Below are 26,176 nucleotides of genomic sequence, written 5' to 3' on the forward strand. Positions count from 1 at the left end.
GCTTCATCCCCGCCCCGGACAACCGAAGGAGCTACTCATGAGAGCCGCCCAGCGGGTAGCCCCGGGACGCTCCGTTGAATCGCTCGCTCCGCTCGCAGTGCTGGGCGGCATCGACGTGGAGTTCAAGGGCGGCTTCATCCCCGCCCCGGACAACCGAAGGAGCTACTCCTGATGGTCACCACCGACCCGTACGCGGGCACCTCCGAGTCCACCTCCGGCCAGGTCTTCAACGTCACCGGCGGCGACTGGGACACGATCGAGGCCGACGCCCTCGAGGGCGACCGCCTCGTCATCAACATGGGCCCGCAGCACCCGTCCACGCACGGCGTGCTGCGCCTCATCCTGGAGATCGACGGCGAGCAGGTGCACGACGCCCGCGCCGGCATCGGCTACCTGCACACCGGCATCGAGAAGAACATGGAGTTCCGCACCTGGACCCAGGGCGTGACCTTCTGCACCCGCATGGACTACGTCGCGCCGTTCTCCACGGAGGCCGCGTACGTCGGCGCCGTCGAGCGCCTGCTCGGCGTGGAGGACCAGATCACCGAGCGCGCCCAGATCATCCGCGTGATGCTGCTCGAGCTCAACCGCATCTCCAGCCACCTCGTGGCGATCGCCACCGGCGGCATGGAGATCGGCGCGCTCACCGTGATGACGTGCGGCTTCCGCGACCGCGAGGAGATCCTCAAGGCGTTCGAGCTCATCACCGGCCTGCGCATGAACCATGCGTACTTCCGCCCGGGTGGCGTGGCCCAGGACCTCCCGGAGGGCACCACGGGCGAGCTGCGCGACCTCGTCGCCCTGCTGAAGAAGCGCCTCCCCGAGTACGCCGCCCTCTGCAACGCCAACCCCATCTTCAAGGGCCGGCTCAAGAACGTCGGCCACCTCGACCTCGCCGGCGTGCTGGCCCTGGGCATCACCGGGCCGATCCTGCGCTCGACGGGTCTGGACTGGGACCTGCGCCGCACGCAGCCGTACTGGGGCTACGACTCCTACGAGTTCGACGTGATCACCCGCGACGAGCCCGACGCCTACGGCCGCTTCATGATCCGCCAGCTGGAGATGTGGGAGTCGCTGCGCATCGTCGAGCAGTGCATCGAGCGCCTCGACGCCACCGAGGGCCAGCCCGTGATGATCGCCGACCGCAAGATCGCCTGGCCCGCGCAGCTCTCGGTGGGTGCGGACGGCCAGGGCAACTCGCCCGAGCACATCCGCCACATCATGGGCGAGTCCATGGAGGCGCTGATCCACCACTTCAAGCTGGTCACCGAGGGCTTCCGGGTGCCGGCCGGGCAGGTCTACTTCCCGATCGAGTCGCCCAAGGGCGAGATCGCGTGCCACGCGGTCTCCGACGGCGGCACCCGCCCGTTCCGCGTCCACTTCCGCGAGCCGTCGTTCGTGAACCTGCAGGGCGTCTCCGCGATGAGCGAGGGCGGCATGCTGTCCGACGTCATCGTCGCGGTGGCATCCATCGACCCCGTCATGGGAGGCGTTGATCGATGACCGAGCAGATTTCTGAAGGCCTTTCGGAGACCACGGTGGCCGAGCTGCGCGAGCTCGCGGCCCGGTACCCCCAGGCGCGCAGCGCGCTGCTGCCGATGCTGCACATCGTGCAGTCGGAGCAGGGCCGCGTGACGGCCGAGGGCATCGAGGTGTGCGGGCAGATCCTGGGCCTCACCGAGGCCGAGGTCAGCGCCGTCGCCACCTTCTACACGATGTACAAGCGGCGCCCCATGGGCACGCACCACGTCGGCGTCTGCACCAACACCCTGTGCGCCGTGATGGGTGGCGACGAGATCTTCGAGCGCCTGTGCGGTCACCTCGACGTCGGCAACGACGAGACCACCGAGGACGGCCGGATCACGCTGGAGCGCGTCGAGTGCAACGCGGCCTGCGACTTCGCGCCGGTGATGATGGTCAACTGGGAGTTCTTCGACAACCAGACCCCCGAGTCCGCGATCGACGTCGTCGACAAGCTCCGCTCCGGTGAGACGGTCCAGTCCACTCGCGGCGCCACGATCACCTCGTGGCGCGAGGCCGAGCGGGTCATCGGCGGCTTCGAGGATGGCCTGGTCGACGAGGGACCGGCCGCCGGCCCCGCGTCGCTCGTGGGCCTGGAGATCGCCGACCAGCGTGGCTGGGCCGCCCCGCCGCTGGACGCCTCGGGAACCGAGGCTCGACCCGAGTCGACCACCGAGGCGGTCGCCGAGGCCGACACGAGCCGGGCGGAGTCCGAGACCGTGGCCGAGCAGACCGACACCGACGTCGAGGGTGGCGCCGACCTGCAGGAGAGCGAGGGCGTCGATGACTGACACGCTGACCCCGGTCCTGACCGCCAACTGGGCCGACGACCGCGCCTGGACGCTCGACGCCTACACGGCGCGCGGCGGCTACCGAGGCCTGGAGAAGGCCCTCACGATGGACCCCGACGCCATCATCGAGGAGGTCAAGGACGCCGGCCTGCGCGGTCGCGGCGGCGCCGGCTTCCCGACCGGCATGAAGTGGGGCTTCATCCCGCAGGACAACCCGAACCCGAAGTACCTCGTTGTCAACGCCGACGAGTCCGAGCCGGGCACCTGCAAGGACATCCCGCTCATGATGGCCAACCCGCACGTGCTGGTCGAGGGCGTCATCATCTCCTCGCGCGCGATCCGGGCGAACACGGCGTTCATCTACGTGCGCGGCGAGGTCCTGCACGTCATCCGCCGCCTCCGCGCCGCCGTGCGCGAGGCCTACGAGGCCGGACACCTGGGACGCGACATCCACGGCACCGGCTACGACCTCGACCTGATCGTGCACGCCGGCGCCGGCGCGTACATCTGCGGGGAGGAGACGGCGCTGCTCGACTCCCTCGAGGGCCGCCGCGGCCAGCCCCGCCTGCGTCCGCCGTTCCCCGCCGTCGCGGGCCTGTACGCCTCGCCCACCGTCGTCAACAACGTCGAGTCGGTCGCGTCCGTCCCGGGCATCATCGCCGGCGGCGCCGACTGGTTCGCCTCGATGGGCACCGAGAAGTCGAAGGGCCACGGCATCTTCAGCCTCTCGGGCCACGTCGCCAGGCCCGGTCAGTACGAGGCCCCCCTGGGCATCACGCTGCGCGAGCTGCTCGAGCTCGGCGGCGGCATGCGCGAGGGCTCCGAGCTGAAGTTCTGGACCCCGGGCGGCTCGTCCACCCCGCTGCTCACGGCCGAGCACCTCGACGTCCCGCTCGACTTCGAGGGCGTCGGTGCCGCGGGCTCGATGCTGGGCACCCGCGCCCTGCAGATCTTCGACCAGACCACCTCGGTCGTGCGGTGCGTCCTGCGCTGGACCGAGTTCTACAAGCACGAGTCCTGCGGCAAGTGCACCCCGTGCCGCGAGGGCACGTGGTGGCTCGTCCAGACCCTGCGCCGGATCGACGAGGGCCAGGGCCAGCCGGGCGACATCGCGCTGCTGCTCGACCTGTGCGACAACATCCTCGGTCGCGCGTTCTGCGCCCTGGGCGACGGCGCGACCAGCCCGATCACCTCGGCCATCCAGTACTTCCGCGAGGAGTTCGAGGCCGGCATGACCACGGCGAGCCGCGACCTCTTCCCGCCCGCCGCCTCGACCCTGTTCGCGAAGGAGGCCGTCCGGTGACCGTCACCGAGCCGAACCCCACCGACACGACGCCCGTCGACCTGGTCACGCTGTCGATCGACGACGTCGACGTCAGCGTCCCCAAGGGCACGCTGGTGATCCGCGCCGCCGAGCTGATCGGCACCGAGATCCCGCGCTTCTGCGACCACCCGCTGCTCGCCCCCGCGGGCGCCTGCCGTCAGTGCCTCGTCGAGATCCCCGACGCCGGCAACGGCCGGCCGATGCCGAAGCCCCAGGCCTCGTGCACCCTCGAGGTCGCCCCCGGCATGGTCGTGCGCACGCAGGTCACGTCGCCGGTCGCCGAGAAGGCCCAGGAGGGCATCCTCGAGTTCCTGCTCGCGAACCACCCGCTCGACTGCCCCGTCTGCGACAAGGGCGGCGAGTGCCCGCTGCAGAACCAGGCCCTCTCGCACGGCGCGTCCGAGTCGCGCTTCATCGAGACCAAGCGCCTGTTCCCCAAGCCGCTCCCGCTCTCGAGCAACGTGCTGCTCGACCGCGAGCGCTGCGTCCTGTGCCAGCGCTGCACGCGCTTCCAGTCCGAGATCGCCGGCGACCCGTTCATCGCCCTGCTCGAGCGCGGGGCCCATCAGCAGATCGGCATCGCCGAGGACGTCCCGTTCGGGTCGTACTTCAGCGGCAACACGATCCAGATCTGCCCCGTGGGCGCGCTCACCAGCGCCGACTACCGCTTCCGCTCGCGCCCGTTCGACCTGATCAGCGTCCCCTCGGTCTCCGAGCACGACGCCTGCGGTGCGGCGATCCGTGTCGACCACCGCCGCGGCAAGGTCATGCGCCGGCTCGCCGGCGACGACCCCGAGGTCAACGAGGAGTGGATCACCGACAAGGACCGCTTCGCGTTCACCTGGTCGCGCCAGGCCGACCGCCTGACGACGCCGCTCGTGCGCAACCCGCAGACCGGTGAGCTCGAGCCCACCTCGTGGCCCGGTGCGCTCGCCGTCGCGGCGCGGGGTCTGGCCGCCGCGGCCGGCAAGGGCGTGCTGACCGGCGGTCGCCTCACGGTCGAGGACGCCTACGCCTACGCCAAGTTCGCCCGCGTGGCCCTCGGCACCAACAACATCGACTTCCGCACCCGGGCCACGGCCAAGGAGGAGACCGAGTTCCTCGCGGCGAAGGTCGCCGGCACGCCGGTCGGCGTCCGCTTCGCCGACCTCGAGCGCGCCTCCACCGTGGTCCTCGTGGGCCTCGAGCCCGAGGACGAGGCCGGCACTCTGTTCCTGCGTCTGCGCAAGGCGAGCCGCAAGGGCGTGAACGTCATCGCTCTCGGCACGCACGCCACGCGCGGCCTGACGAAGATGAACGGCACCCTCGTGCCCACGGTGCCCGGGAGCGAGCCCGAGGCGCTGGCCGCCCTCGAGCTTCCCGCAGGCAGCGTCATCCTGGCCGGCGAGCGCCTGGCCGCGGTGCCCGGTGGCCTGTCCGCCGTGGCCGCCAAGGCCGATGAGACCGGTGCCCGCTGGGCGTGGGTCCCGCGCCGTGCCGGCGACCGCAGCGCCCTTGACGCGGGCTGCCTGCCCACCGTCCTGCCCGGTGGCCGCCCCGTGGCGTCCGCCGAGGCGCGCGCCGACGTGGCCGCCGACTGGGGCGTCGCGAGCCTGCCCGACGAGGCCGGCCTCGACACCGACGCGATCATCGCGGCGGCGGCGTCCGGTGAGCTGGGAGCACTCGTGGTTGGCGGTGTCGACCTCGACGACCTGGCCGATCCCGCGGCCGCACGCGAGGCCCTGCGCGCCGTCGGCTTCCTGGTGAGCCTCGAGGTGCGCGAGTCCGCCGTCACCGAGTTGGCCGACGTGGTCCTGCCCGTCGCGCCCCCGGTGGAGAAGGCCGGCACGTTCGTGAACTGGGAGGGTCGCCCGCGGCCGTTCGCCAAGGTCCTCTTCGACGCTCCTTCCCTGCCCGACGTGCGCGTGCTCGCCGGCATCGCCGAGGAGCTCGGCCGCCCGATCGGCATCCGCACGGTCGACGAGGCCGGCGCCGAGTGGCGTGAGCTCGGCCCTTGGGACGGCAAGCGCGCTGCGTTCCGCGCCCGCAAGCAGGCCGCGCCCCGGTCGGCCGCGAAGAAGGTCGTCCTCGACACCTGGAAGCTTCTCGTCGACGACGGCCGCCTCCAGGACGGCGCCGACTTCTACCGCCAGACCGCTCGCCAGCCCGTCCTGCGCGCCAGCGAGGCCACACTGCTCGCCGCCGGCGTGCAGCCGGGCGGCCCCGCCACGCTGACCGGACCCACCGGATCGGCCACGTTCGTGGCCGAGGCGGCCTTCATGCCCGACGGGGTCGTGTGGGCGCCCACCAACTCCGGCGTGAACCTCGGCGCCGCCACCGGAGCCGGTCACGGCGCCCGCGTCGTCCTGTCGGGAGGGGTTTCCTGATGGAGCTCTTCGGCAACGATCCCTGGTGGGTGGTGGCGCTCAAGGCGCTGCTGATCTTCGTCTTCCTCGTCCTCTACACGCTCTTCAACATCTGGTTCGAGCGTCGTGTCGTGGCGCGGATGCAGCACCGCATCGGCCCCAACGTCAACGGCCCGTTCGGCCTGCTGCAGAGCCTCGCCGACGGCGTGAAGCTGGGCCTGAAGGAGGAGATCTTCCCGAAGGCCGCCGACAAGGTCGTCTACTACATCGCGCCGATCATCGCGGTCGTGCCGTCGTTCCTGGCCTGGGCGGTCATCCCGTTCGGCCCGGTGGTCAACTTCTTCGGCCACGAGACGCCCCTGCAGCTGACCGACCTGCCCGTCGCGGTGCTCTACATCCTCGCGGTCACCTCGGTCGGCGTGTACGGGATCGTCCTGGCCGGCTGGTCCTCCGGCTCGATCTACGCCCTGCTGGGCGGCCTGCGCTCCAGCGCCCAGGTGATCAGCTACGAGGTCGCGATGGGCCTGGCGCTGGTCACGGTCTTCATCTACGCCGGCTCCATGTCGACGTCGGAGATCGTCGCGGCGCAGGAGGACATCTGGTTCTTCATCCCGCTGCTGCCGTCGTTCATCATCTACGTCATCGCGATGGTCGGCGAGACCAACCGCGCCCCGTTCGACCTCCCCGAGGCCGAGGGCGAGCTCGTGGGCGGCTTCCACACCGAGTACTCGTCGTTCAAGTTCGCGATGTTCTTCCTGGCCGAGTACATCAACATGGTCACCGTCGCGGCGCTGGCGACCACGATGTTCCTCGGCGGCTGGCGCGCGCCGTTCGGCATCGCCCAGATCTGGGAGGGCGCCAACGAGGGCTACTGGCCCGTCCTGTGGTTCTTCCTCAAGACGCTCGGCTTCATCTTCATGTACATCTGGCTGCGCGGCACCCTGCCCCGCATGCGCTACGACCAGTTCATGCACTTCGGCTGGAAGTGGCTCATCCCGATCGCGCTCGGCTGGATCGTCGCCCTGGCGTTCATCCGCAAGCTCCAGGTCGAGGACATGCTCGACCAGAACGCCATGCTCGTGGCCGCCGGAGTCGCCGGCGCGCTGCTGCTCATCACCTTCTTCCTGCCCACGCGGGACGAGGAGGACGAGGAGCTCGAGCCCGAACCGCAGGAGTTCGACGCCTTCGCCGGTGGCTACCCGGTGCCGCCGCTGCCCTCGCAGCGCGACGCCATGGCCGCCGCACCGACCACCACCTCGCAGCCCACTGATGGGGGAGAAGCGCGATGACGACACTCAAGGAGACCCTCTGGGACCCGATCGCCGGCTTCGGCGTGACGTTCCGGACGATGTTCAAGAAGCCGGTCACCGAGAAGTACCCGTTCGAGAAGGTGCCCACGGCGCCGCGCTTCCACGGTCGGCACCAGCTGAACCGCTGGCCCGACGGCCTGGAGAAGTGCGTCGGCTGCGAACTGTGCGCGTGGGCCTGCCCCGCCGACGCCATCTACGTCGAGGGCGCCAGCAACACCGAGGACGAGCGCTTCAGCCCCGGTGAGCGGTACGGCCGCGTCTACCAGATCAACTACCTGCGCTGCATCCTGTGCGGCCTGTGCATCGAGGCGTGCCCCACCCGCGCGCTCACGATGACCAACGAGTACGAGCTGGCCGACGACAACCGCGCCGACCTGATCTACGAGAAGTCCGACCTGCTGGCGCCGCTGCTGCCGGGCATGGTCGAGCCGCCGCACGAGATGCTCATCAGCGACGACCACACGGACTACTACCGCGGGAAGTCGCTGCCGATCGTGGAGACCACGAGCGGGCCGGAGGCCACGGCGTGACCGCGTTCTGGATCCTCGCCCCGGTGATGGTGCTGGCGGCGATGGGGCTCATCTTCGCCCGCAAGGCGGTGCACGCGGCGCTGTGCCTGGCGGTCGTGATGATCTGCCTCGCGATGCTCTACGCGGCGCAGGGCGCCCCGTTCCTGTTCGCGGTGCAGATCATCGTCTACACCGGCGCCATCATGATGCTGTTCCTCTTCGTGCTGATGCTCGTGGGCGTCGAGACCTCCGACTCGGTCGTGGAGACCATCAAGGGCCACCGTGCCGCGGCGGCGATCGTGGGCATCCTGTTCGCGCTGGTGCTGACCACCGCGATCGCGCAGTCGGTGTCCGCCGCCGTCGTCGGCCTCGGCGAGGCCAACGCGAACGGCAACGTCCACGGCCTCGCCTCGCTGCTGTTCACCAAGTACGTGCTGGCGTTCGAGTTCACCGCCGCGCTGATGATCGTCGCGGTGCTCGGCGCCATGGTGCTGGCCCACCGCGAGCGCCTCGTCGACCCGCCCACCCAGGCCGAGCTCCAGGCGCGCCGCATGCGCGACTACGCCGAGACCGGCAAGCACCCGGGCAACGCGCCGACGCCCGGCGTCTTCGCTCGGCACAACGCCGTCGACACCCCGGCCCTGCTGCCCGACGGCACCCCGCTGCCCGAGTCGGTGCCCGGCACCCTCGTGTCGCGCCACCAGTTCGAGGTGCACGACGGCGAGGACGTCACCCGCGTGGTGGGCCAGATCTCGGCCAGCGACATCGATCCCGACGCGCGGCCGCTCACCACCGAGCGCCCCGACGTCGCCAACCCGACCACCGGTGAGGCCACCGGCGGGACCACCGACGAGGAGGACCGCGCATGACCGAGTACCTCACCCTGTCGATGCTGCTCTTCTCGATCGGCGCGGTCGGCGTCCTCGTGCGCCGCAACGCGATCGTCGTGTTCATGTGCGTCGAGCTCATGCTGAACGCCACCAACCTCGCGTTCGTCTCGTTCGCGCGCCAGCACGGCAACCTCGACGGTCAGGTCGCGGCGTTCTTCGTCATGGTCGTCGCCGCCGCCGAGGTCACCATCGGACTGGCCATCATCGTGTCCATCTACCGCACGCGTCGGACGACTTCGGTCGACGAGGCGAACCTGCTGAAGGCCTGAGGGAGACGTCGTGCTGGAACTGTCCTGGCTGCTCATCGCCATCCCGCTGGCGGGTGCCGCGCTCCTGCTCACGTGGGGCAAGGAGTCCGACCGCTTCGGACACCTGATCGCCACCGCGTGCTCGGCCGCGTCGTTCGTGCTCGGCCTCATCATGTTCATCCAGCTGGCTGGACGCGATCCCGAGGACCGCTCGGTCACCGAGACCCTCGGCACCTGGATCGACGCCGGGGCGTTCCACGTGGACTTCTCGTTCACGTTCGACACGCTCTCGAGCCTGTTCGTGCTGCTCATCACCGGCGTCGGCACGCTGATCCACGTGTACTCGATCGGGTACATGGCGCACGACCCGCGCCGTCGCCGGTTCTTCGCCTACCTGAACCTCTTCATCGCCGCGATGCTGACGCTCGTCCTCGCGGCCGACTACCTCGTGCTGTTCCTCGGCTGGGAGGGCGTCGGCCTGGCGTCCTACCTGCTGATCGGGTTCTGGCAGCACAAGCCCTCGGCGGCCGCCGCCGCCAAGAAGGCCTTCGTGCTCAACCGCGTCGGCGACCTCGGCATGGCGCTGGCGATCATGACGATGTTCGCCTGGTTCGGCACCACCTCGATCGCCGCGGTCAACGACCAGGTCGGCTCGGTCTCGGGCAACGTCGCCACCGCGCTGGGCCTGCTGCTGCTGCTCGGCGCGTGCGGCAAGTCCGCGCAGGTGCCGCTGCAGGCCTGGCTGCTCGACGCGATGGAGGGCCCCACGCCGGTCTCGGCGCTCATCCACGCGGCCACCATGGTCACCGCGGGCGTCTACCTCGTCGTGCGCTCGCACGACATCTTCGACGCCTCGCCCACGGCCAGGAACTTCGTCATCGCGGTCGGCTTCGTCACGCTGCTGGCCGGCGCCTGGATCGGCTGCACGAAGGACGACATCAAGAAGGCGCTCGCCGGCTCCACCATGAGCCAGATCGGCTACATGATGCTCGCCGCGGGCCTCGGCCCGGCCGGCTACGCCTTCGCGATCTTCCACCTGCTGACCCACGGCTTCTTCAAGGCCAACATGTTCCTCGGCGCCGGCTCGGTCATGCACGGCATGAACGACGACGTCGACATGCGCCACTACGGCGGCCTGAGCAAGGCCATGCCGATCACCTTCTACACGTTCGGCATCGGCTACCTGGCGATCCTGGGCTTCCCCGGCACCTCGGGCTTCTTCTCCAAGGACAAGATCATCGAGGCGGCGCTGGGCCACAACATCTGGGTCGGCCTGGCCGCGCTCATCGGCGCGGGCATCACCGCGTTCTACATGACGCGCCTCATGCTGATGACGTTCTTCGGCGAGCGGCGCTGGCGCGAGGACGTGCACCCGCACGAGTCGCCCGCCGTGATGACCGTCCCGCTCATGATCCTGGCGGCCCTCTCGCTGTTCGCCGGCGTGATGGCGCTCGGCGACTGGATCGAGGAGTGGCTCGAGCCGGCCACCGGCCACCCGGTGCACCACGAGCTAGCGGTCCCGATCTGGGTCGTCACCGTGATCGTGCTGATCGTCGTGGCCGCCGGTGTCGCGCTCGCCTGGGTCCTCTACGGCCGCCGCGAGATCGCCGACACCGCCCCTGCCGACTCCGAGGTCTCGGTCTTCACCCGGGCCGGTCGCGCCGAGCTCTACGGCAACAACGTGAACGATGCGCTCGTGGTTCGTCCCACGATCCACCTGACCCGCGCCCTGGTGTGGGCCGACGCGAAGGTCATCGACGGCCTCGTGTCCGGGTCGGCCGACCGCATCGGTGAAGTCTCCGGCGAGCTGCGCAAGCCGCAGACCGGCTATGTCCGTTCCTATGCACTGATGGTGCTCGGAGGTGCTCTCGTGGTCCTGCTGGGCCTGCTGGCGGTGACGCTCGCATGATGCTGTCCCTGCTGATCGCCGTTCCCCTCCTGGGGTCGCTCGTGGTCGCGCTCCTACCGCGGTCGGCCGACGGCCTGCTGCCGCGGTACGTCGCCTTCGGCGTGTCGATCCTGACGCTCGTCATGTCGCTCGCGCTGCTGAGCCGCTTCGACATCGAGAGCGGCGGCTACCAGCTGACCGAGGACTACGAGTGGATCGGTGCGATCGGGGCCCACTGGGCGCTCGGCGTCAACGGCATCGGCCTCACGATGATCTTCCTGACCACGGTGCTGGTCCCGATCGTCCTGGCCGCGTCGTGGCGCGACAAGGAGCACGACCCCGCGGGGACGAACTCCTACTTTGCACTGATGCTCGTGCTCGAGGCGCTCGCGATCGGCGTGTTCGCCGCCACCGACGTCTTCACCTTCTACGTCCTCTTCGAGGCCACGCTGATCCCGATCTACTTCCTGATCGGCGGCCACGGCACCGGACAGCGCAGCTACGCGGCGGTCAAGTTCCTGGTCTACAACCTGGTCGGCGGCCTGCTCATGCTCGCGTCGGTCGTGGGCCTGTACGTGCTGTCCACGCAGCAGGGCGGCGCGACGTTCCTGCACGCCGACCTGATGGGCCTGGAGATGTCCCAGACCACCGAGCGGCTGCTCTTCCTGGGCTTCTTCATCGCGTTCGCGATCAAGGCGCCGCTGTGGCCGTTCCACACGTGGCTGCCCGACGCCGCGGGCTCGGCGACTCCGGGCACCTCGGTGCTGATGGTCAGCGTGATCGACAAGATCGGCACGTTCGGCATGATCCGCTGGTGCCTGGAGCTGTTCCCCGGTGCCTCGGAGTGGGCCAGCCCGGTCGTGCTCGTCCTCGCGGTGATCAGCATCCTCTACGGAGCGCTGCTCGCGATCGGCCAGGACGACCTGCGCCGCCTCATCGCGCTGACCTCGGTCTCGCACTTCGGCTTCATCATCATGGGCATCTTCGCGTTCACGTCGGTGTCGATGACGGGCTCGGTGCTCTACATGTTCAACCACGGCCTCTCCACGGCCGTGCTGTTCCTCGTCGCCGGCATGATGATCACGCGCCGCGGCTCGGCCCGCATCAGCGACTTCGGCGGCGTCCAGAAGGTCGCCCCGGTGCTGTCGGGAGTGCTGCTCGTCGGCGGCCTCTCCAGCCTCTCGCTACCGGGACTCGCGCCGTTCGTCTCGGAGTTCCTCGTGCTCGCCGGCACGTTCACGCGCTCGATCCCGATCGCCACCGCCGCGACCCTCGGCATCGTCCTGGCCGCCGTCTACATCCTGCTGATGTACCAGCGCACCATGACCGGCCCGCTGAACGAGGGCACCGCAGGGTTCACCGACCTGACGCGTCGTGAGGTCGGCTCGCTGACCCCCGCCCTCGTGCTGATCATCGGCCTCGGCTTCGTGCCGCAGCCGCTGCTGGCGGTCATCGACCCGGCCGGCGAGCCCACCGCGGCCACCGTGGGGGGCGGCGACCCGCCGCAGCGCGCGCCCATCGACCTCGCAGACCAGACGGAAGGAGCCCACGAATGATCGGCGCAGTCTCCTCCGTCCTGGCCACCGGCGGGCCCGACATCCCCGCTGCCGACCTGGACTACGCGCAGCTGTCGCCGCTCATCGCGGTCGGCGCGCTCGCGATGATCGGGCTCGTCATCGAGATCGCCGTGCCCCGGCGCGCGCGGTTCCTCACGCAGGCCGTCGTGGCCGTCCTCGGCTCGCTGGTCGCGCTCGGCCTCACCGTGTGGGTCTACCTCGGTCTCGAGGAGGTCCCCGAGGCCCGCTGGGCCGCGCTCGGCGGCACCGGTGCGGAGGGCGCCGTCGCGGTCGACGGCCCCGGCGTCCTGACGTGGGCGCTCCTGCTGCTGTTCGCGGTCCTGTCGTTCCTCATGTTCGCCGAGCGCTCGCACGAGCGCGGCCTGAGCGACTTCATCGGCCGTGCGGCCGACGCCCCGGGCTCGCCCGGCGAGGCGGAGGCCACGACGGCACGCCTGGAGCACACCGAGGTCTTCCCGCTCGCGGTGTTCGCGCTCTCGGGCATGATGCTGTTCTCGGTCTCCAACGACCTCATCACGATGTTCGTGGCCCTCGAGGTCCTGAGCCTGCCGCTGTACGTGCTGTGCGGCGTGGCGCGTCGCCGTCGCCTGCTCAGCCAGGAAGCTGCGATGAAGTACTTCCTGCTGGGCGCGTTCGCCTCGGCGTTCTTCCTCTACGGTGCCGCGCTGGCCTACGGGTACGCCGGCAGCCTGAACCTCACCGAGATCGACACCGCGATCTCGGCCCGCAGCGACGAGACGCCGATCCTGCTGGCCGCCATCGGCCTGCTGCTGGTGGGCCTGCTGTTCAAGGTGGGCGCCGTGCCGTTCCACAGCTGGACGCCCGACGTCTACCAGGGCGCCCCGACGCCGGTCACCGCCTTCATGGCCGCCGCCACCAAGGCGGCCGCGTTCATCGCGATGATGCGCGTGCTGTTCGTGGCCTTCGGTGGTGCGTCGTGGGACTGGCGCCCGGTGCTGTGGGTCGTCGCCGTGCTGACGATGATCGTGGGCTCGGTCGTGGCGATCAGCCAGACCGACGTCAAGCGCATGCTGGCGTACTCCTCGATCGCCCACGCCGGCTTCCTCACCGTGGGCCTGTCGGGTGCGTACCTGGGCCAGGAGGACGGACTGGCGATCACGTCGGTGTCGTCCGTGCTCTTCTACCTGCTCGCCTACGGCGTGGCCACGATCGGTGCGTTCGCGATCGTCACGGTCGTGCGCGACTCGGCCGGCGAGACCACCCACCTGTCGAAGTGGGCGGGCCTGGGCAAGGAGTCGCCGTTCCTGGCCGGCTCGTTCGCGATCTTCATGCTGTCGTTCGCGGGCATCCCGCTCACCGCCGGCTTCATCGGCAAGTGGGCCGTGTTCAGCGCCGCGTGGGGCGGCGGAGCCTGGGTGCTGGTCGTCATCGGCGTCCTCTGCAGCGCGATCGCGGCCTACTTCTACGTCCGTGTCATCGTGCTGATGTTCTTCACCGACCCCGTCGGTGACGGGCCGACCGTGGCCGTCGCGGGCGTGCCGACTACCGTGGTCATTGCCTTGGCCGTGATCACGACGGTCGTGCTCGGCCTCCTGCCGGGCCCGATGCTGGATCTGGCCCAGAACGCCGGCGCCTTCGTGCGCTAGCGGGCATGTCGTCGGCGGTCGTGGGAAGGAAGTGGGACGTGGCCAGCGTCGGGTCGTTCGCGGATGACGCGTTGGAGCAGCGTGTCTCCGCGGGGGTGCAGCAGGTCGAGGACCTGCTGATCACGTCCGCCCACAGCCCGGAGCCGCTCGTCGCCGAGGCGTCCTCGCACCTGCTGCAGGCCGGTGGCAAGCGCTTCCGGCCGCTGCTCACGGTGCTGTGCGCCGAGTTCGGCGACCCCACGCGCGAGGACATCGTCCCCGCCGCCGTCGTGGTCGAGCTGACCCACCTCGCCACGCTGTACCACGACGACGTGATGGACGAGGCGTCCATGCGCCGCGGGGCGCCCAGCGCCAACGCGCGCTGGAACAACTCCGTCGCGATCCTCGTCGGTGACTTCCTCTTCGCGCGGGCGTCCTCGCTGGTGGCCGACCTCGGCCCCGATGCGGTGCGCATCCAGGCCGAGACGTTCGCCCGCCTGGTGCACGGCCAGCTCCGCGAGACCCTGGGTCCCGGCCCGGGCGACGACCCGCTCGAGCACTACCTCTCGGTCGTGGCCGACAAGACCGGCTCGCTGATCGCCACCGCCGCGCGCTTCGGCGCCATGATGTCCGGTGCCGGCGAGGACGTCGAGTCCACGCTGCTGGAGTTCGGCGAGCGGATCGGCGTGGCCTTCCAGCTGGCCGACGACATCATCGACGTCGCCAGCGACGCCGACGACTCGGGCAAGGTGCCCGGCACCGACCTGCGCGAGGGCGTGCCCACCCTGCCCACGCTGCTGGTGCAGTCGAACCCCGTCGCCGGTGACGAGCGCCTGCGCGACCTGCTCTCGGGCCCCATCGAGGACGAGGACGACGTCCAGTGGGTCATCCGCGCGCTGCGGGAGCACCCGGCCATGGACGAGGCGCGCGCCTACGTCCGCGCCGAGGCCGACGCGGCCCGTGCCCTCCTCGACAAGCTGCCCGCGGGCCCCGCCCGCGACGCGCTCGACGACATCTGCACCCGCTCCACCCAGCGCCTGGGCTGATGGGTCGGACGCGCTCGCTCCGCGTCGCGCTCACTCCCGGCTCCGCCGGGCCGACCCCCTCGTCGCTTCGCTCCTCGCCATGGTGACGACCAGCTGACGGATCCTCAGATCGCGGTGGACTCCGCGGCGCACTCGTCGACCGTCCGCTTGGCGCGGCGCCGCGTGCTGATCGCGTCGTACGTGAAGATCACCAGCGCGGACCACACCATCACGAAGCCGACCCACCGTGCCGCGCCCATCTCCTCGCCGAAGATCGTCAGGCCGAAGATGAACTGCAGGATCGGCCCGAGGTACTGCAGGATGCCGATGGTGGTCAGGGTCAGCCGGGTCGCGGCGGCGCCGAACATCAGCAGCGGGATCCCGGTGACCACGCCCGTGCCCATCAGCAGCAGCGTGTTCAGGGTGCCCTCGTGGCCGAAGGCCAGCGTTCCGGTCATCGCGAGGAAGACGAGGTAGGCGATCGCGAACGGCGTGAGGATCGTCGTCTCCACCGAGAGCGCCTCGATCGTGCCGAGATTGGCGCGCTTCTTCAGGAACCCGTAGGTGGCGAAGCTGGTGGCCAGCAGCAGCGCGATCCACGGCGGCCGGCCGTAGTCGACGGTGAGGACGACCACCGCGAGGATGCCCAGGCCGACGGCCACCCACTGCAGCCTTCGCAGGTTCTCGCCCAGCAGGAAGACGCCCAGCAGCACGGTCATGAGGGGGTTGATGAAGTACCCGAGGCTCGTCTCGATCACGTGGCCGTTCGTCACGCCGTAGATGAAGCCGCCCCAGTTGAGCGTGATGACGACCGAGGCCAGCGCGAGCGGCATCATGAGGCGGCGCTGGCCCAGGATCGACCGGTAGGCCGCCCACTTGTGGGTGATCGTCAGCAGGCCCACACAGAACACGAGGGTCCACACGATGCGGTGGGCGAGCACCTCGTAGGGCGACGCCGGCTCCAGCAGGGGCCAGTAGAGCGGGAAGAATCCCCAGCAAAGGTACGCCGCCGTGCCGTAGATCAGCCCGGCCTTGGAGTCGGTGTTCGAGGTCGCCACAGTCACACCCAACACCTTGGTCCGACTTCTGATTCCAGCGGGTCGTTTCGGGACGTTCCCAGGTTGGACGCACACCCGCGATGGACAGACTGGCGGCACGTTCTGCCAATCGCCTGAATGGGCACCGGCGAATATGTAAAGTTCCGGCCACCATCGCTCAACGGCCGGACCTGGCCCGCAACTTCTCGGGAGTGCTCGCAGTGCGTCGTCTCTTTCATGCCCTGATCGTCGTTTTCGTCACCGTCGGACTGGTGGGACTGGGCAGCCCCGCCCAAGCCGCAGCCAAGAAGCCGGGCGTCTCGATCTCGAAGTCGTCTGTCGCCATCCCCGCGTTTGACGCATCGACGGTGATCAAGCCGAAGTACCGCAAAGGACCACGGACGAAGATCATCTCGTCCAAGGTGACGGTCCAGGGCACCACGAAGGCGGGCCGATCCGTTCGCAGTTCCGGCCGCTCGGTGCGGGTGACAGCAGGCAAGTACAAGGTCACGACCAAGGTGGTCTTCAAGGTCAAGAAGACTAAGAAGACCAAGAAGTGGTCGGGCAAGAAGGCGAAGTCCGCGACGTTCACGTACAGCGTCCGGGAGCGTGCCAAGAACTGCGCCACGATGGCCGACTACAACGCCATCGTCGTCGGAACGGACACGGCCTTCGGCTCATTCAAGCCCGAGGTCGAGGCGCTCATGGCCCAGGTGGGCGCGAGTGACGGTTCCATCAGTCTCGAGGACATGTACTGGTTCTTCTACTTCGAAGGCGATGACGAGACCGCCGACTACGTCCTGCACCTGCAGGAGGTCTACGGCGAGAGCGCGGCGATGGAGACGGTCGACTACAAGATGTGCGCATCGAGCCGGCGGGTGTCGGTGCTCTACGTGAGCTACACCCGGTTCGACAGTGTCCCCGTGGACGAGGCCATCTACAAGGAGATCGTCTGAGTGGTCCCAGTGCCGGCACAGCGGCGGTTGCTGCGCAGAGCCCGGATCTGAAGTCGCTCTACCTGCGCGCCGCACGGTGCGTCAACGTCCCGCGAAGGGCCATGCACCCGCTGGGTGGCCCCTAGAGTCGGGGCATGGGGGTGCGCGGACGGTTCCTGCTGCTGCTCGGCCTGCGCTGGCTCGCCACGGGCCTGCTCATGCCGGTCGCGCTGCTGCTGCCGCTCGAGCGCAGCCTGACGATCGCCGAGATCGGTATCGCGATGGCGGCCCAGGGGATCGTCGTGATCGTCATGGAGGTCCCCAGCGGCGCGCTGGCCGACTCCTGGGGCCGCCGGCCGGTGTTCATCGCGTCGGGTGTCGCGGCGATCGCCGCCTACGCGCTCACGCTCGCCGCGCAGTCGGTGCTGGCGTTCGCTCTCGCCTGGGGCGTCAGCGGGCTCTTCCGCGCGCTCGACAGCGGCGCGCTGGAGTCGTGGTTCGTCGACGCCGAGAACGCGCGCGGCGCCGCCGACGAGGTGCCCTCGGCGCTGGCCACGGCCGGCGGCGTGATCAGCGCGGCGATCGCGATCGGCTCGCTGCTGTCCGCCGGGCTCCTGTACGTGTCACCGTGGTCGGCCGGCGACTCCCTCGCGGTGCCCTACGTCCTGGCGATCGGGATCGTCGTGGTCCAGGTCGTCGCCGCCCGGCTGCTGATGGAGCCGGTCGCCCGTACCGAGCCCACCACCGCCGCCGCATGGCGGCACACCCTCGCGACCGGTGTGCGCGTGGCCTTCGGCCGCCGTCTGCGTCTGCTGACCGCGGCGATGCTGCTGTGCGGCGTGGCCGTGGCCGGCCTGGAGATGCTGATGCCGGTCCGGCTTGCCGAGTTCTCCACCGACACCTCCGCCGCCGGCAGCGTCCTCGGCGTCGTCTCGTCGATCGCGTGGGGCCTGGCAGCGCTCGGGGCCGCCGTCGCTTCGCGCGTCCTGCGCGAGGTGGGCCCCGGCGTGGTGGCGCCGATCCTCGCGGTGGCCGAGGGGCTGGGTCTGGCCGTGATGGCGATCGCCGGCGGTCCCGTCGCGCTCGTGGCCGGGTTCTGGCTCTGCTACCTCGTGCACACGTCGTTCGGCGCGGCCTACAACGCGCTCGTGCACGACCGGGTCACCGAGGCGCACCGGGCCACCGCCCTGTCGGTCACGTCGATGGCGTTCCTGGGCTCGGCATCGGCCGGGGGAGTGGCGCTCGGGATCGCCGCCGAGGAGCTCAGCGCGGCGTGGGCCCTGGCGGGGTCGGCCGCGGTCATGCTCCTGGCCGCGGTCCTGGTCGCCGGAGCGGCCCGCCAGCGAGGCGTCACCGTTCAGCGGTAGTGGGTGCAGTCTGCTGCACGGTCCGTCGGCCCACACGGTGTGGCGAGACGCGCCAGCCGCGACTGACGAGCGGACGCTCGTCTTCGCGCGTCGCATCTGATACGCAGGTAGGCAGGAGTTCCCTCGGCAGGAGCTGCACACGCTGTCGATTCGACCACACCGGTAGGGGCCAGCACGGACATGACAACCATCGGAGTCCACTGCTCGCACGAGCAGATCCACCCAGCACAACTGCTCCAGGACGTGCAGCGCGCTGAGCAGCTCGGCTTCGACGCTGCGATGTCCTCCGACCATTTCTCGCCGTGGAGCGAACGCCAGGGCCAGTCAGGCTTCGCCTGGGCCTGGCTCGGCGCCGCACTGGCCACGACGCGTCTGCCCTTCGGAGTCGTGAACGCCCCGGGACAGCGATACCACCCGGCGATCGTCGCTCAGGCGCTCGGCACGCTCGGGGCCATGTTCCCCGGACGGATCTGGGCCGCACTGGGCTCGGGGGAGGCCTCGAACGAGCACATCACCGGGGACCCGTGGCCACCCAAGGAGGTCCGCAACGCCAGAGTGCGGGAGTGCGTCGAGGTCATCCGCCGCCTCCTCGCCGGTGAGGAGGTCACCCACCAGGGACTCGTCACCGTGGACCGAGCGCGGCTCTGGTCCTTGCCCGACCCGTTGCCACACCTGGTCGGCCCTGCGGTCAGCGTGACCACCGCGGGCGAGGCCGCGGCGTGGGCCGACGGGCTGATCACCGTGAACCAGCCCCACGACAAGCTGCGCCAGATGATCGACGCCTACCGCGACGCCGGGGGCCAAGGACCGCTGCGCCTGCAGGTGCACCTGTCCTGGGACCCTTCGATGCACCGTGCGGAGGCGATCGCCCACGACCAGTGGCGCACCAACACCTTTCCTCCGCCGGCATCCTGGGACATCGACTCCGCCGAGACCTTCGACATCACCTCCGAGCACGTCCCACTCGAGCAGGTGAAGCAGGTCGTGCTCGTCTCCGACGACCTCCACCGGCACGCCGCCTGGCTCGCCGAGTACGTCGAGCTGGGGTTCGACGAGCTGTACCTGCACCACGTCGGCCAGGAGCAGCAGGTCTTCCAGGAGGCGTTCGCGGACCGTGTGCTCCCGCAGCTGCAGGGACACTGAACACGTAAGTCGCACCGGGAGGCACGGATGAGGATCAGTGACACGGCAGACCTGTGGTGGAAGACGGCTGTCGTCTACTGCCTGGACGTCGAGACCTTCCTCGACTGGAACGGTGACGGAGTCGGTGACTTCGTCGGCGTCACCGAGCGGATCGACTATCTCGCCGAGCTGGGCATCACCTGCTTGTGGTTGATGCCGTTCTACCCGACGGCCAACCGCGACGACGGTTACGACATCACCGACTTCTACGGCGTCGACGCCCGGCTGGGAACGCACGGCGACGTGGTGGAGTTGGTGCGGACCGCCCGGGACCGCGGCATCCGGGTCATCGTCGACCTGGTGGTGAACCACACCTCCGACAAGCACCCTTGGTTCAAGGCGGCGCGGTCGAGCAAGCGCTCGCCCTTCCGGGACTTCTACGTGTGGCGCGCAGAGGCACCGGAGCAGGACACCTCCGACCAGGTGGTGTTCCCCGACCAGGAGGACAGCATCTGGGAGCTGGACGCGCGCACCGGAGAGTACTACCTGCACCGGTTCTACAAGCACCAGCCCGACCTCAACGTGGCCAACCCGAAGGTCCGCGACGAGATCGCGAAGGTGATGGGCTTCTGGCTCGAGCTCGGCATCTCCGGCTTCCGGGTCGACGCCGTGCCATTCCTCCTCGGTCTGGAGGGGGTCTCGGACAGCCAGGCGCAGGACTTCGCCGACCCTCACGACTACCTGGCCTCGTTGCGGTCGTTCCTCGGGCGGCGCACGGGCGACGGCATCCTGCTCGGAGAGGTCAACCTGCCCTACCCGGAGCAGAAGAAGTTCTTCGGCGGCCGTGACGGGGACGAGCTGACGATGATGTTCGACTTCGTCGGCATGCAGAACCTGTACCTCTCGCTGGCGCGCGAGGACGCCCGACCCCTGGCCCGCACGCTGAAACGACGACCGGCCATCCACGCCGATGCCCAGTGGGCGTCGTTCCTGCGCAACCACGACGAGCTCACGCTCGACAAGCTCAGTGAGAGTGAGCGCCAGGAGGTCTTCGCCGCCTTCGGCCCGGACCCCGAGCTGCAGCTCTTCGGCCGCGGACTGCGGCGGCGGTTGCCGCCCATGCTCGACGGCGACCCACGGCGGATCAGGATGGCCTACAGCCTGATGTTCTCGCTCCCCGGCACACCCTCCCTGTTCTACGGGGAGGAGATCGGGATGGGTGAGAACCTCGAGATCGAGGGACGGATGGCGGTCCGCTCACCCATGCAGTGGTCCCCCGACCGCAACGGCGGCTTCAGCAGCGCGGCGCCCTCCCGCCTGCGATGGCCCGTGGTCGAGGGGCCCTTCAGCCCCGAGCACGTCAACGTCGCCGACCAGCGCTCCGACCCTGACTCCCTCCTGAACTTCGTGGCGCTGTTGATCCGCAGGTACCGCGAGTCTCCCGAGCTCGGCTGGTCCGACTTCACGATCCTCGAACAGCCACACCGCAACGTGCTGGCTCACGAGTCCCGGTGGGACGACCGGCGGATGCTCGCCGTGCACAACTTCTCGCCGGACCGCTGCACCGTCCCGCTCCAGCTCACCGGATGCGAGGCCGGCTGCCGCTTGGTCGACCTGCTCCAGCCGGGTGCCACCGAGCTCGACGCGGACGGACGGGCGGAGGTCGCGATGGACGGCTACGGCTACCGGTGGCTTCGTGTCGTGCCGCCGGAGGGTCGCCGGCTGGCCTGAGCTACACGGGCCCCGACCGGGCAACCGCAGCGGTTCAGCGGTAGTTCGTGAACTGCACCGCGAAGTCGAGGTCGGCGCCCTTGACCAGGGCGATGACCTCCTGCAGGTCGTCGCGCGACTTGCTGGTGACCCGGAGCTCGTCGCCCTGGATCTGCACCTTCGCGCCCTTGGGGCCCTCGTCGCGGATCAACTTGCTGACCTTCTTGGCCTGCTCGGTGCTGATGCCCTCGGTGAAGGTGCCGTTGATCTTCACGTCCTTGCCCGACTGGCGCGGGTCGTCGGCCTCGAACGTCTTGAGGCTGATGCCGCGCTTGACGAGCTTCGTCTGGAAGACGTCGAGGATGGCCAGCGCGCGCTCCTCGGCGTTCGCGGTGATCTCGACGCCCCACTCGCCCTTCCACTCGATGGAGGCGTTGGTGTTCTTGAAGTCGTACCGCGTCGCGATCTCCTTGACCGCCTGGTTGAGCGCGTTGTCCGCCTCCTGGCGGTCGATCTTGCTGACGATGTCGAACGAGGAATCGGCCATGAGTCCACCCTAGCCGCCCTGATTTCGAGGTCCACCGGACGCTGGGGTAATCTTGCAGACTGTCGCGGCAGGTTGCCCGAGCGGCCAAAGGGAGCTGACTGTAAATCAGCCGGCATTGCCTACAGAGGTTCGAATCCTCTACCTGCCACGTGACGCGAGCCCCCGACCGGAGACGGTCGGGGGCTCGTTCGTTGCCGCGGCGTGGCCGAGTGTCGGTCCGGGCCCCTATCGTCGAGGCATGAGCCACGCCGACGATCGCCGTCCCGGTGAAGCCTCGACCCTGCACGGGCTCTACGAGCTCGTGCCCGACGCCTACGAGCTCGACCTCCTCGAGGAGGCGCGTCACCAGCGCCACGAGGACCAGGTGGTCGCGCTGATGACCGAGCTCTCCGCCGCGTGGGACGCCGCGGTCGCGGGGCTGGGGTACGACGAGCCCGAGCCGCAGCCTCTGGCCGAGGCCGCCGCGCCCAGCGTCACGCAGGCTCGCTTCCTGGTTGAGCGGCTGCTGGGCGGCGTGGTCGTCGACGACGACCTCCGCTGAGCCCGCGGGTACGGTGAGCGCGTGGCTGACACGTGGTTCGATCGCAGGACCTACCGCTGGGACCAGTGGGACCCCGCTGCACTCCTGCGGGCGAAGCGTGACGCCGGCGTCCGGGTCACTGTCGTGATCCCCGCGCTGGACGAGGCCGCCACCGTGGGCGACGTCGCCGGCCGGATCCACGACGCGTTCGTCGGTGACGCGGGCCTCGTCGACGAGCTGCTGGTGATTGACAGCGGCTCGACCGACGACACCGCGCGCCTCGCCGCGCAGGCCGGCGCCACCGTCCACCACCTCGCCGACATCCGTCCCGACCTCGGCAGCCACCGGGGCAAGGGTGAGGCGATCTGGAAGGCGCAGTTCGTGGCCACGGGCGACGTGCTCGTGTTCGTCGACGCCGACCTCACCGAGTGGGGCACGCACTTCGTCACCGGGCTGCTCGGGCCGCTGGTGACCGATCCCTCGGTGACGCTCGTGAAGGGCTTCTACGAGCGCCCCTACCGCGAGGGCGCCCTCGACGATCCCGACGGCGGCGGCCGGGCCACCGAGCTCGTCGCCCGTCCGGCGCTGGCGCTGCTGCGGCCCGAGCTCACCCACGTGGTCCAGCCGCTCGCGGGGGAGTGGGCCGTGCGCCGCACCGCGCTGGCCTCCCTCAGCGTGCCCGTCGGGTACGGCGTCGACCTCGCCGCGCTCGTCGACGTGAGCGACGCCGAGGGGATTGGTGCCATCGCCCAGGTCGATCTCGGCCGGCGCGCGCACTCCCACCAGCCCCTGCGCGCCCTCGGAGCGATGTCCGTGCAGCTGCTGGCCGCGATGATGTCGCGCGCCGGTCGCGCGCCCGACGCCGACGAGGCCACCCTGCGCCAGTTCCGGTCGTTCGAGGGGGCGTTCGTGGCGATGCACCAGGACGTCGACCTCACCGAGCGCCCGCCGTTCGCCGAGGTGGCCCGATGACCCTGCGCCTCGGACGCCACCGCTTCGCCGACGACCGCACGCTGATGATGGCGATCGTCAACCGCACGCCCGACTCGTTCTTCGACCGGGGCGCCACGTGGGCCGAGGACTCGGCGTTCGCGCGCGTGCAGCAGGTCGTCGCAGAGGGGGCCGAGATCGTCGACATCGGCGGCATCAAGGCGGCCCCCGGTGCCGAGATCGACGCCGACGAGGAGAAGCGCCGCGTGGTCGGGTTCGTCGAGCGCGTGCGGTCGGCCTTCCCCGACGTGGTGATCAGCGTCGACACGTGGCGCTCCGAGGTGGCCCGCGCCGTCTGCGAGGCCGGTGCCGACCTGCTCAACGACGCCTGGGGCGGTGCTGACCCGGCGCTGGCCGAGGTCGCGGCCGAGTTCGGCGTCGCGATGGTCTGCACGCACACCGGTGGCATCACGCCGCGCACGCGGCCGCACCGCATCGAGTACGACGACGTGGTGGCCGACGCGATCGCGTCCACCGTGGCGCAGGCCGAGCGCGCGCTCTCGCTGGGCGTGGCGCGCGAGAGCCTCCTGATCGATCCGGCGCACGACTTCGGCAAGAACACGTTCCACTCGCTCGAGGTGACCCGTCGCCTGGGCGAGATGGTCGACACCGGATGGCCGGTGCTGGTGTCACTGTCGAACAAGGACTTCGTCGGCGAGACCCTCGACCGCCCGGTGGGCGAGCGCCTGCTGGGCACGCTCGCGGCCACGGCCGTCGCCGCCACGGCCGGCGCGCGGGTCTACCGCGTCCACCAGGTCCCCGAGACCCGTCAGGTCGTCGACATGGCCTGGACGATCGCGGGCCGGCGCCCGCCCGCGCGCGCGATCCGGGGCCTCGCGTGATCCGCCGGTTCGTGGTCGTGCCGCCCGTCCCGGCCCTCCTGCCGCGGTACGCGAGCCTGGAGGACCCGGTGGCCGACCTGCGGGTCTCCGCGGTGGCGGCGGTGCGCGCGGTCGTCACGGGGGCCGACTCCGTGGCCGTCGTCGGCGACGACCCCTTCGCCGAGCCGGTGGCCCGCGCCGTGCTCGCCGCCGCCGGCTTCGACGGCGCGGTCGACGCCGACGCCGAGGTCCTGCTCGTCATGGCCAACGGCAGCGCGAAGCGCAGCGAGAAGGCGCCGGGCCACTTCGACGAGCGCGCGCTGGACTTCGACGACACCGTCGACCTCGCGCTGCGCTCGGGTGACGGCGCCCGCCTGGCCGCCCTGGACGCCACGCTCGGCGCCGATCTGTGGGCCTCGGGCATCAAGACGCTCACGGCGCTGGGGGAGGGCCTGGACGGGCGCTGGCAGGTCTCGGTGCCCTACGCCGACGCCCCTCACGGCGTGCTCTGGTGGGTCGCCGCCTGGCTCCGAGCCTGACCGGAGGCGCGACGGAGGCCGTGTCCTAGGCTGGTCGCCGTGGCCTACGACGCGCTCTTCGACTCCGTGTTCGCCCGCATGGATCCCGAGCGCATCCACGAACGCGCCTTCGCTGCGATCCGCCTGGGCCGTCCCGTGTCCCGGCTCGCGTACCGGGTCGACCCGTCACCGGTCGAGGTGATGGGCATCGAGTTCCCGCACCGCTTCGGCCTCGCGGCGGGCTTCGACAAGAACGCCCGCGGAGTGCTCGGTCTGCTCGCCCTCGGCTTCGGGCACGTCGAGATCGGCACGGTCACGGCGCGGCCCCAGCCCGGCAACGACCGTCCACGGCTGTTCCGGCTCGTCGACGACCGCGCCATCGTCAACCGCATGGGCTTCAACAACGACGGTGCCGCCGTCGTGGCCTCCCGCCTGCACCGCCTGCGCGGCACGGCAGCGGGCCGACGGGCCGTCATCGGGGTGAACATCGGCAAGACCAAGGTGGTCCCGGCCGAGCGCGCGGCCGAGGACTACGTCGAGAGCGCCCGCCTGCTCGCGCCGCACGCCGACTACCTTGTCGTCAACGTCTCGAGCCCCAACACCCCGGGCCTGCGCGACCTCCAGGCGGTGGAGTCACTCGAGCCGATCCTCGCGGCGGTCAAGGGCGTCGCCGACGGCAGCCACGGTCGCCGCGTCCCGCTCGTGGTCAAGATCGCCCCCGACCTCGCCGACGAGGACGTCGACCAGGTCACCGACCTCGTCCTCGAGCTGGGTCTCGACGGGGTCAGCGCCACCAACACCACGATCGCCCGGCCTGCCGAGCTGCTCACGTCGCGCGACGTCGTCGACGCCGCCGGGGCCGGTGGGCTGTCCGGCCCGATCCTGGCCGACCGCGCCGTCGAGGTGCTGCGCCGCATCCGCGACCGCGCCGGCACAGGGCTCACCGTGATCGGCGTCGGCGGGGTGACCGACGAGGCCGACGTGAGGGCCCGGATCGAGGCCGGTGCCGACCTCGTCCAGGGGTACACGGGCTTCATCTACGGGGGCCCGAAGTGGCCCTCCCGGCTCGCCGTCGCAGCACGATGAACGCTGCGATACCAAGGCGGATCGACATCGTGCCCACCCCGATTTGGGAACCCGGCACCTGACCCGGTATCTTTACTTGTCGGCTTGCCCCTTTAGCTCAGTCGGCAGAGCGTTTCCATGGTAAGGAAAAGGTCTACGGTTCGATTCCGTAAAGGGGCTCTGAGGAGCGAGGTGACTCGCAACTCCGTGGCTGGGTAGCTCAGTTGGTCAGAGCGCACGACTCATAATCGTGAGGTCGCGGGTTCGAGCCCCGCCCCAGCTACCAGACCGGCAAGTCAGCAGCAAACCTCCCGCCCGGCAACGGGTGGGGCACCGACCAGAAGAGGCACACCGTGGCCAGCAAGAGCTCCGACGTTCGTCCCAAGATCACCTTGGCCTGCACCGAGTGCAAGGAACGCAACTACATCACCAAGAAGAACCGTCGCAACGACCCCGATCGCCTCGAGGTCAAGAAGTACTGCGCGCGCTGCAACGCCCACCAGGCGCACCGCGAAACGCGCTGAACCCGT

General features: G+C 70.1%; 25 protein-coding genes and 3 tRNA genes. 26 read left to right on the plus strand and 2 right to left on the minus strand.

What is annotated here, in order from left to right:
* Positions 1-37 precede the first annotated feature (37 nt).
* Genes H1W00_RS16780 through H1W00_RS05490 form a run of 13 tightly spaced genes read left to right on the plus strand, consistent with a single transcriptional unit; the run spans position 38 to position 15,035 of the window.
* A complete protein-coding gene (locus H1W00_RS16780; protein ID WP_276568717.1) occupies positions 38-172 on the plus strand; it encodes a hypothetical protein in 135 nt (44 codons plus the stop codon).
* The gene (locus tag H1W00_RS05435) at positions 172-1,503 is read left to right on the plus strand and encodes an NADH-quinone oxidoreductase subunit D (RefSeq protein ID WP_181754351.1); all 1,332 of its coding nucleotides are present in this window, start codon (positions 172-174) and stop codon (positions 1,501-1,503) included. The genes H1W00_RS16780 and H1W00_RS05435 overlap by 1 nt, the downstream gene beginning before the upstream one ends.
* Positions 1,500-2,312: an NADH-quinone oxidoreductase subunit NuoE gene (gene nuoE / locus H1W00_RS05440; RefSeq protein WP_181754353.1), complete on the plus strand. Its 813-nt coding sequence runs from the start codon at positions 1,500-1,502 to the stop codon at positions 2,310-2,312. The genes H1W00_RS05435 and nuoE overlap by 4 nt, the downstream gene beginning before the upstream one ends.
* Positions 2,305-3,615 (plus strand): NADH-quinone oxidoreductase subunit NuoF, encoded by a 1,311-nt coding sequence (nuoF, locus tag H1W00_RS05445; protein WP_181754355.1) that lies wholly within the window; start codon positions 2,305-2,307, stop codon positions 3,613-3,615. The genes nuoE and nuoF overlap by 8 nt, the downstream gene beginning before the upstream one ends.
* A complete protein-coding gene (locus H1W00_RS05450) occupies positions 3,612-6,002 on the plus strand; it encodes an NADH-quinone oxidoreductase subunit G (RefSeq protein ID WP_181754357.1) in 2,391 nt (796 codons plus the stop codon). Before nuoF ends, H1W00_RS05450 begins: the two co-directional genes overlap by 4 nt.
* Positions 6,002-7,270, plus strand: coding sequence for an NADH-quinone oxidoreductase subunit NuoH (gene nuoH, locus H1W00_RS05455; RefSeq protein ID WP_181754359.1), 1,269 nt, complete (start codon positions 6,002-6,004; stop codon positions 7,268-7,270). The genes H1W00_RS05450 and nuoH overlap by 1 nt, the downstream gene beginning before the upstream one ends.
* The gene (gene nuoI / locus H1W00_RS05460; RefSeq protein WP_181754361.1) at positions 7,267-7,821 is read left to right on the plus strand and encodes an NADH-quinone oxidoreductase subunit NuoI; all 555 of its coding nucleotides are present in this window, start codon (positions 7,267-7,269) and stop codon (positions 7,819-7,821) included. Before nuoH ends, nuoI begins: the two co-directional genes overlap by 4 nt.
* Positions 7,818-8,669 carry an NADH-quinone oxidoreductase subunit J gene (locus H1W00_RS05465; protein ID WP_181754363.1) on the plus strand — a complete coding sequence of 284 codons (852 nt, stop codon included), beginning with the start codon at positions 7,818-7,820 and terminating at the stop codon, positions 8,667-8,669. The genes nuoI and H1W00_RS05465 overlap by 4 nt, the downstream gene beginning before the upstream one ends.
* Entirely contained in the window at positions 8,666-8,959 is a 294-nt protein-coding gene (nuoK, locus tag H1W00_RS05470) for an NADH-quinone oxidoreductase subunit NuoK (protein WP_181754365.1), read from the plus strand. Before H1W00_RS05465 ends, nuoK begins: the two co-directional genes overlap by 4 nt.
* Before the next feature lie 10 nt (positions 8,960-8,969).
* Positions 8,970-10,847, plus strand: a complete 1,878-nt coding sequence (nuoL, locus tag H1W00_RS05475) for an NADH-quinone oxidoreductase subunit L (RefSeq protein ID WP_181754366.1) — start codon at positions 8,970-8,972, stop codon at positions 10,845-10,847.
* Entirely contained in the window at positions 10,847-12,382 is a 1,536-nt protein-coding gene (locus tag H1W00_RS05480; protein ID WP_338072834.1) for an NADH-quinone oxidoreductase subunit M, read from the plus strand. Before nuoL ends, H1W00_RS05480 begins: the two co-directional genes overlap by 1 nt.
* Entirely contained in the window at positions 12,379-14,010 is a 1,632-nt protein-coding gene (gene nuoN, locus H1W00_RS05485; protein ID WP_181754370.1) for an NADH-quinone oxidoreductase subunit NuoN, read from the plus strand. Before H1W00_RS05480 ends, nuoN begins: the two co-directional genes overlap by 4 nt.
* 38 nt (positions 14,011-14,048) lie before the next feature.
* On the plus strand, positions 14,049-15,035 hold the full coding sequence (locus H1W00_RS05490) for a polyprenyl synthetase family protein (RefSeq protein ID WP_338072835.1): 987 nt from the start codon (positions 14,049-14,051) through the stop codon (positions 15,033-15,035).
* Positions 15,036-15,139: 104 nt separating this feature from the next.
* On the opposite strand, the gene rarD is transcribed toward H1W00_RS05490, so the two are convergent.
* On the minus strand, positions 15,140-16,078 hold the full coding sequence (rarD, locus tag H1W00_RS05495; RefSeq protein WP_338072836.1) for an EamA family transporter RarD: 939 nt from the start codon (positions 16,076-16,078) through the stop codon (positions 15,140-15,142).
* A 194-nt stretch (positions 16,079-16,272) separates the two neighbouring features.
* Here rarD and H1W00_RS05500 point away from each other — a divergent pair, with 194 nt between their 5' ends.
* The 4 genes from H1W00_RS05500 (at position 16,273) to H1W00_RS05515 (ending at position 21,206) form a co-directional block, all read left to right on the plus strand.
* Entirely contained in the window at positions 16,273-17,007 is a 735-nt protein-coding gene (locus tag H1W00_RS05500) for a hypothetical protein (RefSeq protein WP_181754374.1), read from the plus strand.
* Between the two features lie 134 nt (positions 17,008-17,141).
* Complete coding sequence (locus H1W00_RS05505) at positions 17,142-18,353, plus strand: MFS transporter (protein WP_181754376.1); 1,212 nt, start codon at positions 17,142-17,144, stop codon at positions 18,351-18,353.
* Positions 18,354-18,533: 180 nt separating this feature from the next.
* The gene (locus H1W00_RS05510; RefSeq protein WP_181754378.1) at positions 18,534-19,496 is read left to right on the plus strand and encodes a TIGR03885 family FMN-dependent LLM class oxidoreductase; all 963 of its coding nucleotides are present in this window, start codon (positions 18,534-18,536) and stop codon (positions 19,494-19,496) included.
* 27 nt (positions 19,497-19,523) lie between these two features.
* Entirely contained in the window at positions 19,524-21,206 is a 1,683-nt protein-coding gene (locus H1W00_RS05515; protein ID WP_181754380.1) for an alpha-amylase family protein, read from the plus strand.
* Positions 21,207-21,240: 34 nt separating this feature from the next.
* On the opposite strand, the gene H1W00_RS05520 is transcribed toward H1W00_RS05515, so the two are convergent.
* Positions 21,241-21,732 carry a YajQ family cyclic di-GMP-binding protein gene (locus tag H1W00_RS05520; protein ID WP_181754382.1) on the minus strand — a complete coding sequence of 164 codons (492 nt, stop codon included), beginning with the start codon at positions 21,730-21,732 and terminating at the stop codon, positions 21,241-21,243.
* A 66-nt stretch (positions 21,733-21,798) separates the two neighbouring features.
* Between H1W00_RS05520 and H1W00_RS05525 the strand changes: the two genes are divergently transcribed.
* From H1W00_RS05525 to rpmG, 9 genes are all read left to right on the plus strand, one after another.
* Positions 21,799-21,880: transfer RNA gene (locus H1W00_RS05525), tRNA-Tyr, on the plus strand.
* 90 nt (positions 21,881-21,970) lie between these two features.
* A complete protein-coding gene (locus tag H1W00_RS05530) occupies positions 21,971-22,273 on the plus strand; it encodes a hypothetical protein (protein WP_181754384.1) in 303 nt (100 codons plus the stop codon).
* Positions 22,274-22,294: 21 nt separating this feature from the next.
* Positions 22,295-23,224, plus strand: coding sequence for a glucosyl-3-phosphoglycerate synthase (locus H1W00_RS05535; protein WP_181754386.1), 930 nt, complete (start codon positions 22,295-22,297; stop codon positions 23,222-23,224).
* Positions 23,221-24,084 carry a dihydropteroate synthase gene (folP, locus tag H1W00_RS05540; RefSeq protein WP_181754389.1) on the plus strand — a complete coding sequence of 288 codons (864 nt, stop codon included), beginning with the start codon at positions 23,221-23,223 and terminating at the stop codon, positions 24,082-24,084. The genes H1W00_RS05535 and folP overlap by 4 nt, the downstream gene beginning before the upstream one ends.
* Complete coding sequence (locus H1W00_RS05545) at positions 24,081-24,602, plus strand: class III extradiol ring-cleavage dioxygenase family protein (RefSeq protein WP_338072837.1); 522 nt, start codon at positions 24,081-24,083, stop codon at positions 24,600-24,602. The genes folP and H1W00_RS05545 overlap by 4 nt, the downstream gene beginning before the upstream one ends.
* A gap of 39 nt (positions 24,603-24,641) precedes the next feature.
* On the plus strand, positions 24,642-25,667 hold the full coding sequence (locus tag H1W00_RS05550; RefSeq protein WP_181754391.1) for a quinone-dependent dihydroorotate dehydrogenase: 1,026 nt from the start codon (positions 24,642-24,644) through the stop codon (positions 25,665-25,667).
* Positions 25,668-25,753: 86 nt separating this feature from the next.
* Positions 25,754-25,826: transfer RNA gene (locus H1W00_RS05555), tRNA-Thr, on the plus strand.
* A 29-nt stretch (positions 25,827-25,855) separates the two neighbouring features.
* A tRNA-Met gene (locus H1W00_RS05560) sits at positions 25,856-25,932 on the plus strand.
* A gap of 67 nt (positions 25,933-25,999) precedes the next feature.
* Entirely contained in the window at positions 26,000-26,170 is a 171-nt protein-coding gene (gene rpmG / locus H1W00_RS05565) for a 50S ribosomal protein L33 (RefSeq protein ID WP_078699153.1), read from the plus strand.
* Positions 26,171-26,176: the final 6 nt, after the last annotated feature.

Origin of the sequence: Aeromicrobium phoceense (genome assembly GCF_013868155.1) — a bacterium.
Lineage (GTDB): Bacteria > Actinomycetota > Actinomycetes > Propionibacteriales > Nocardioidaceae > Aeromicrobium > Aeromicrobium phoceense.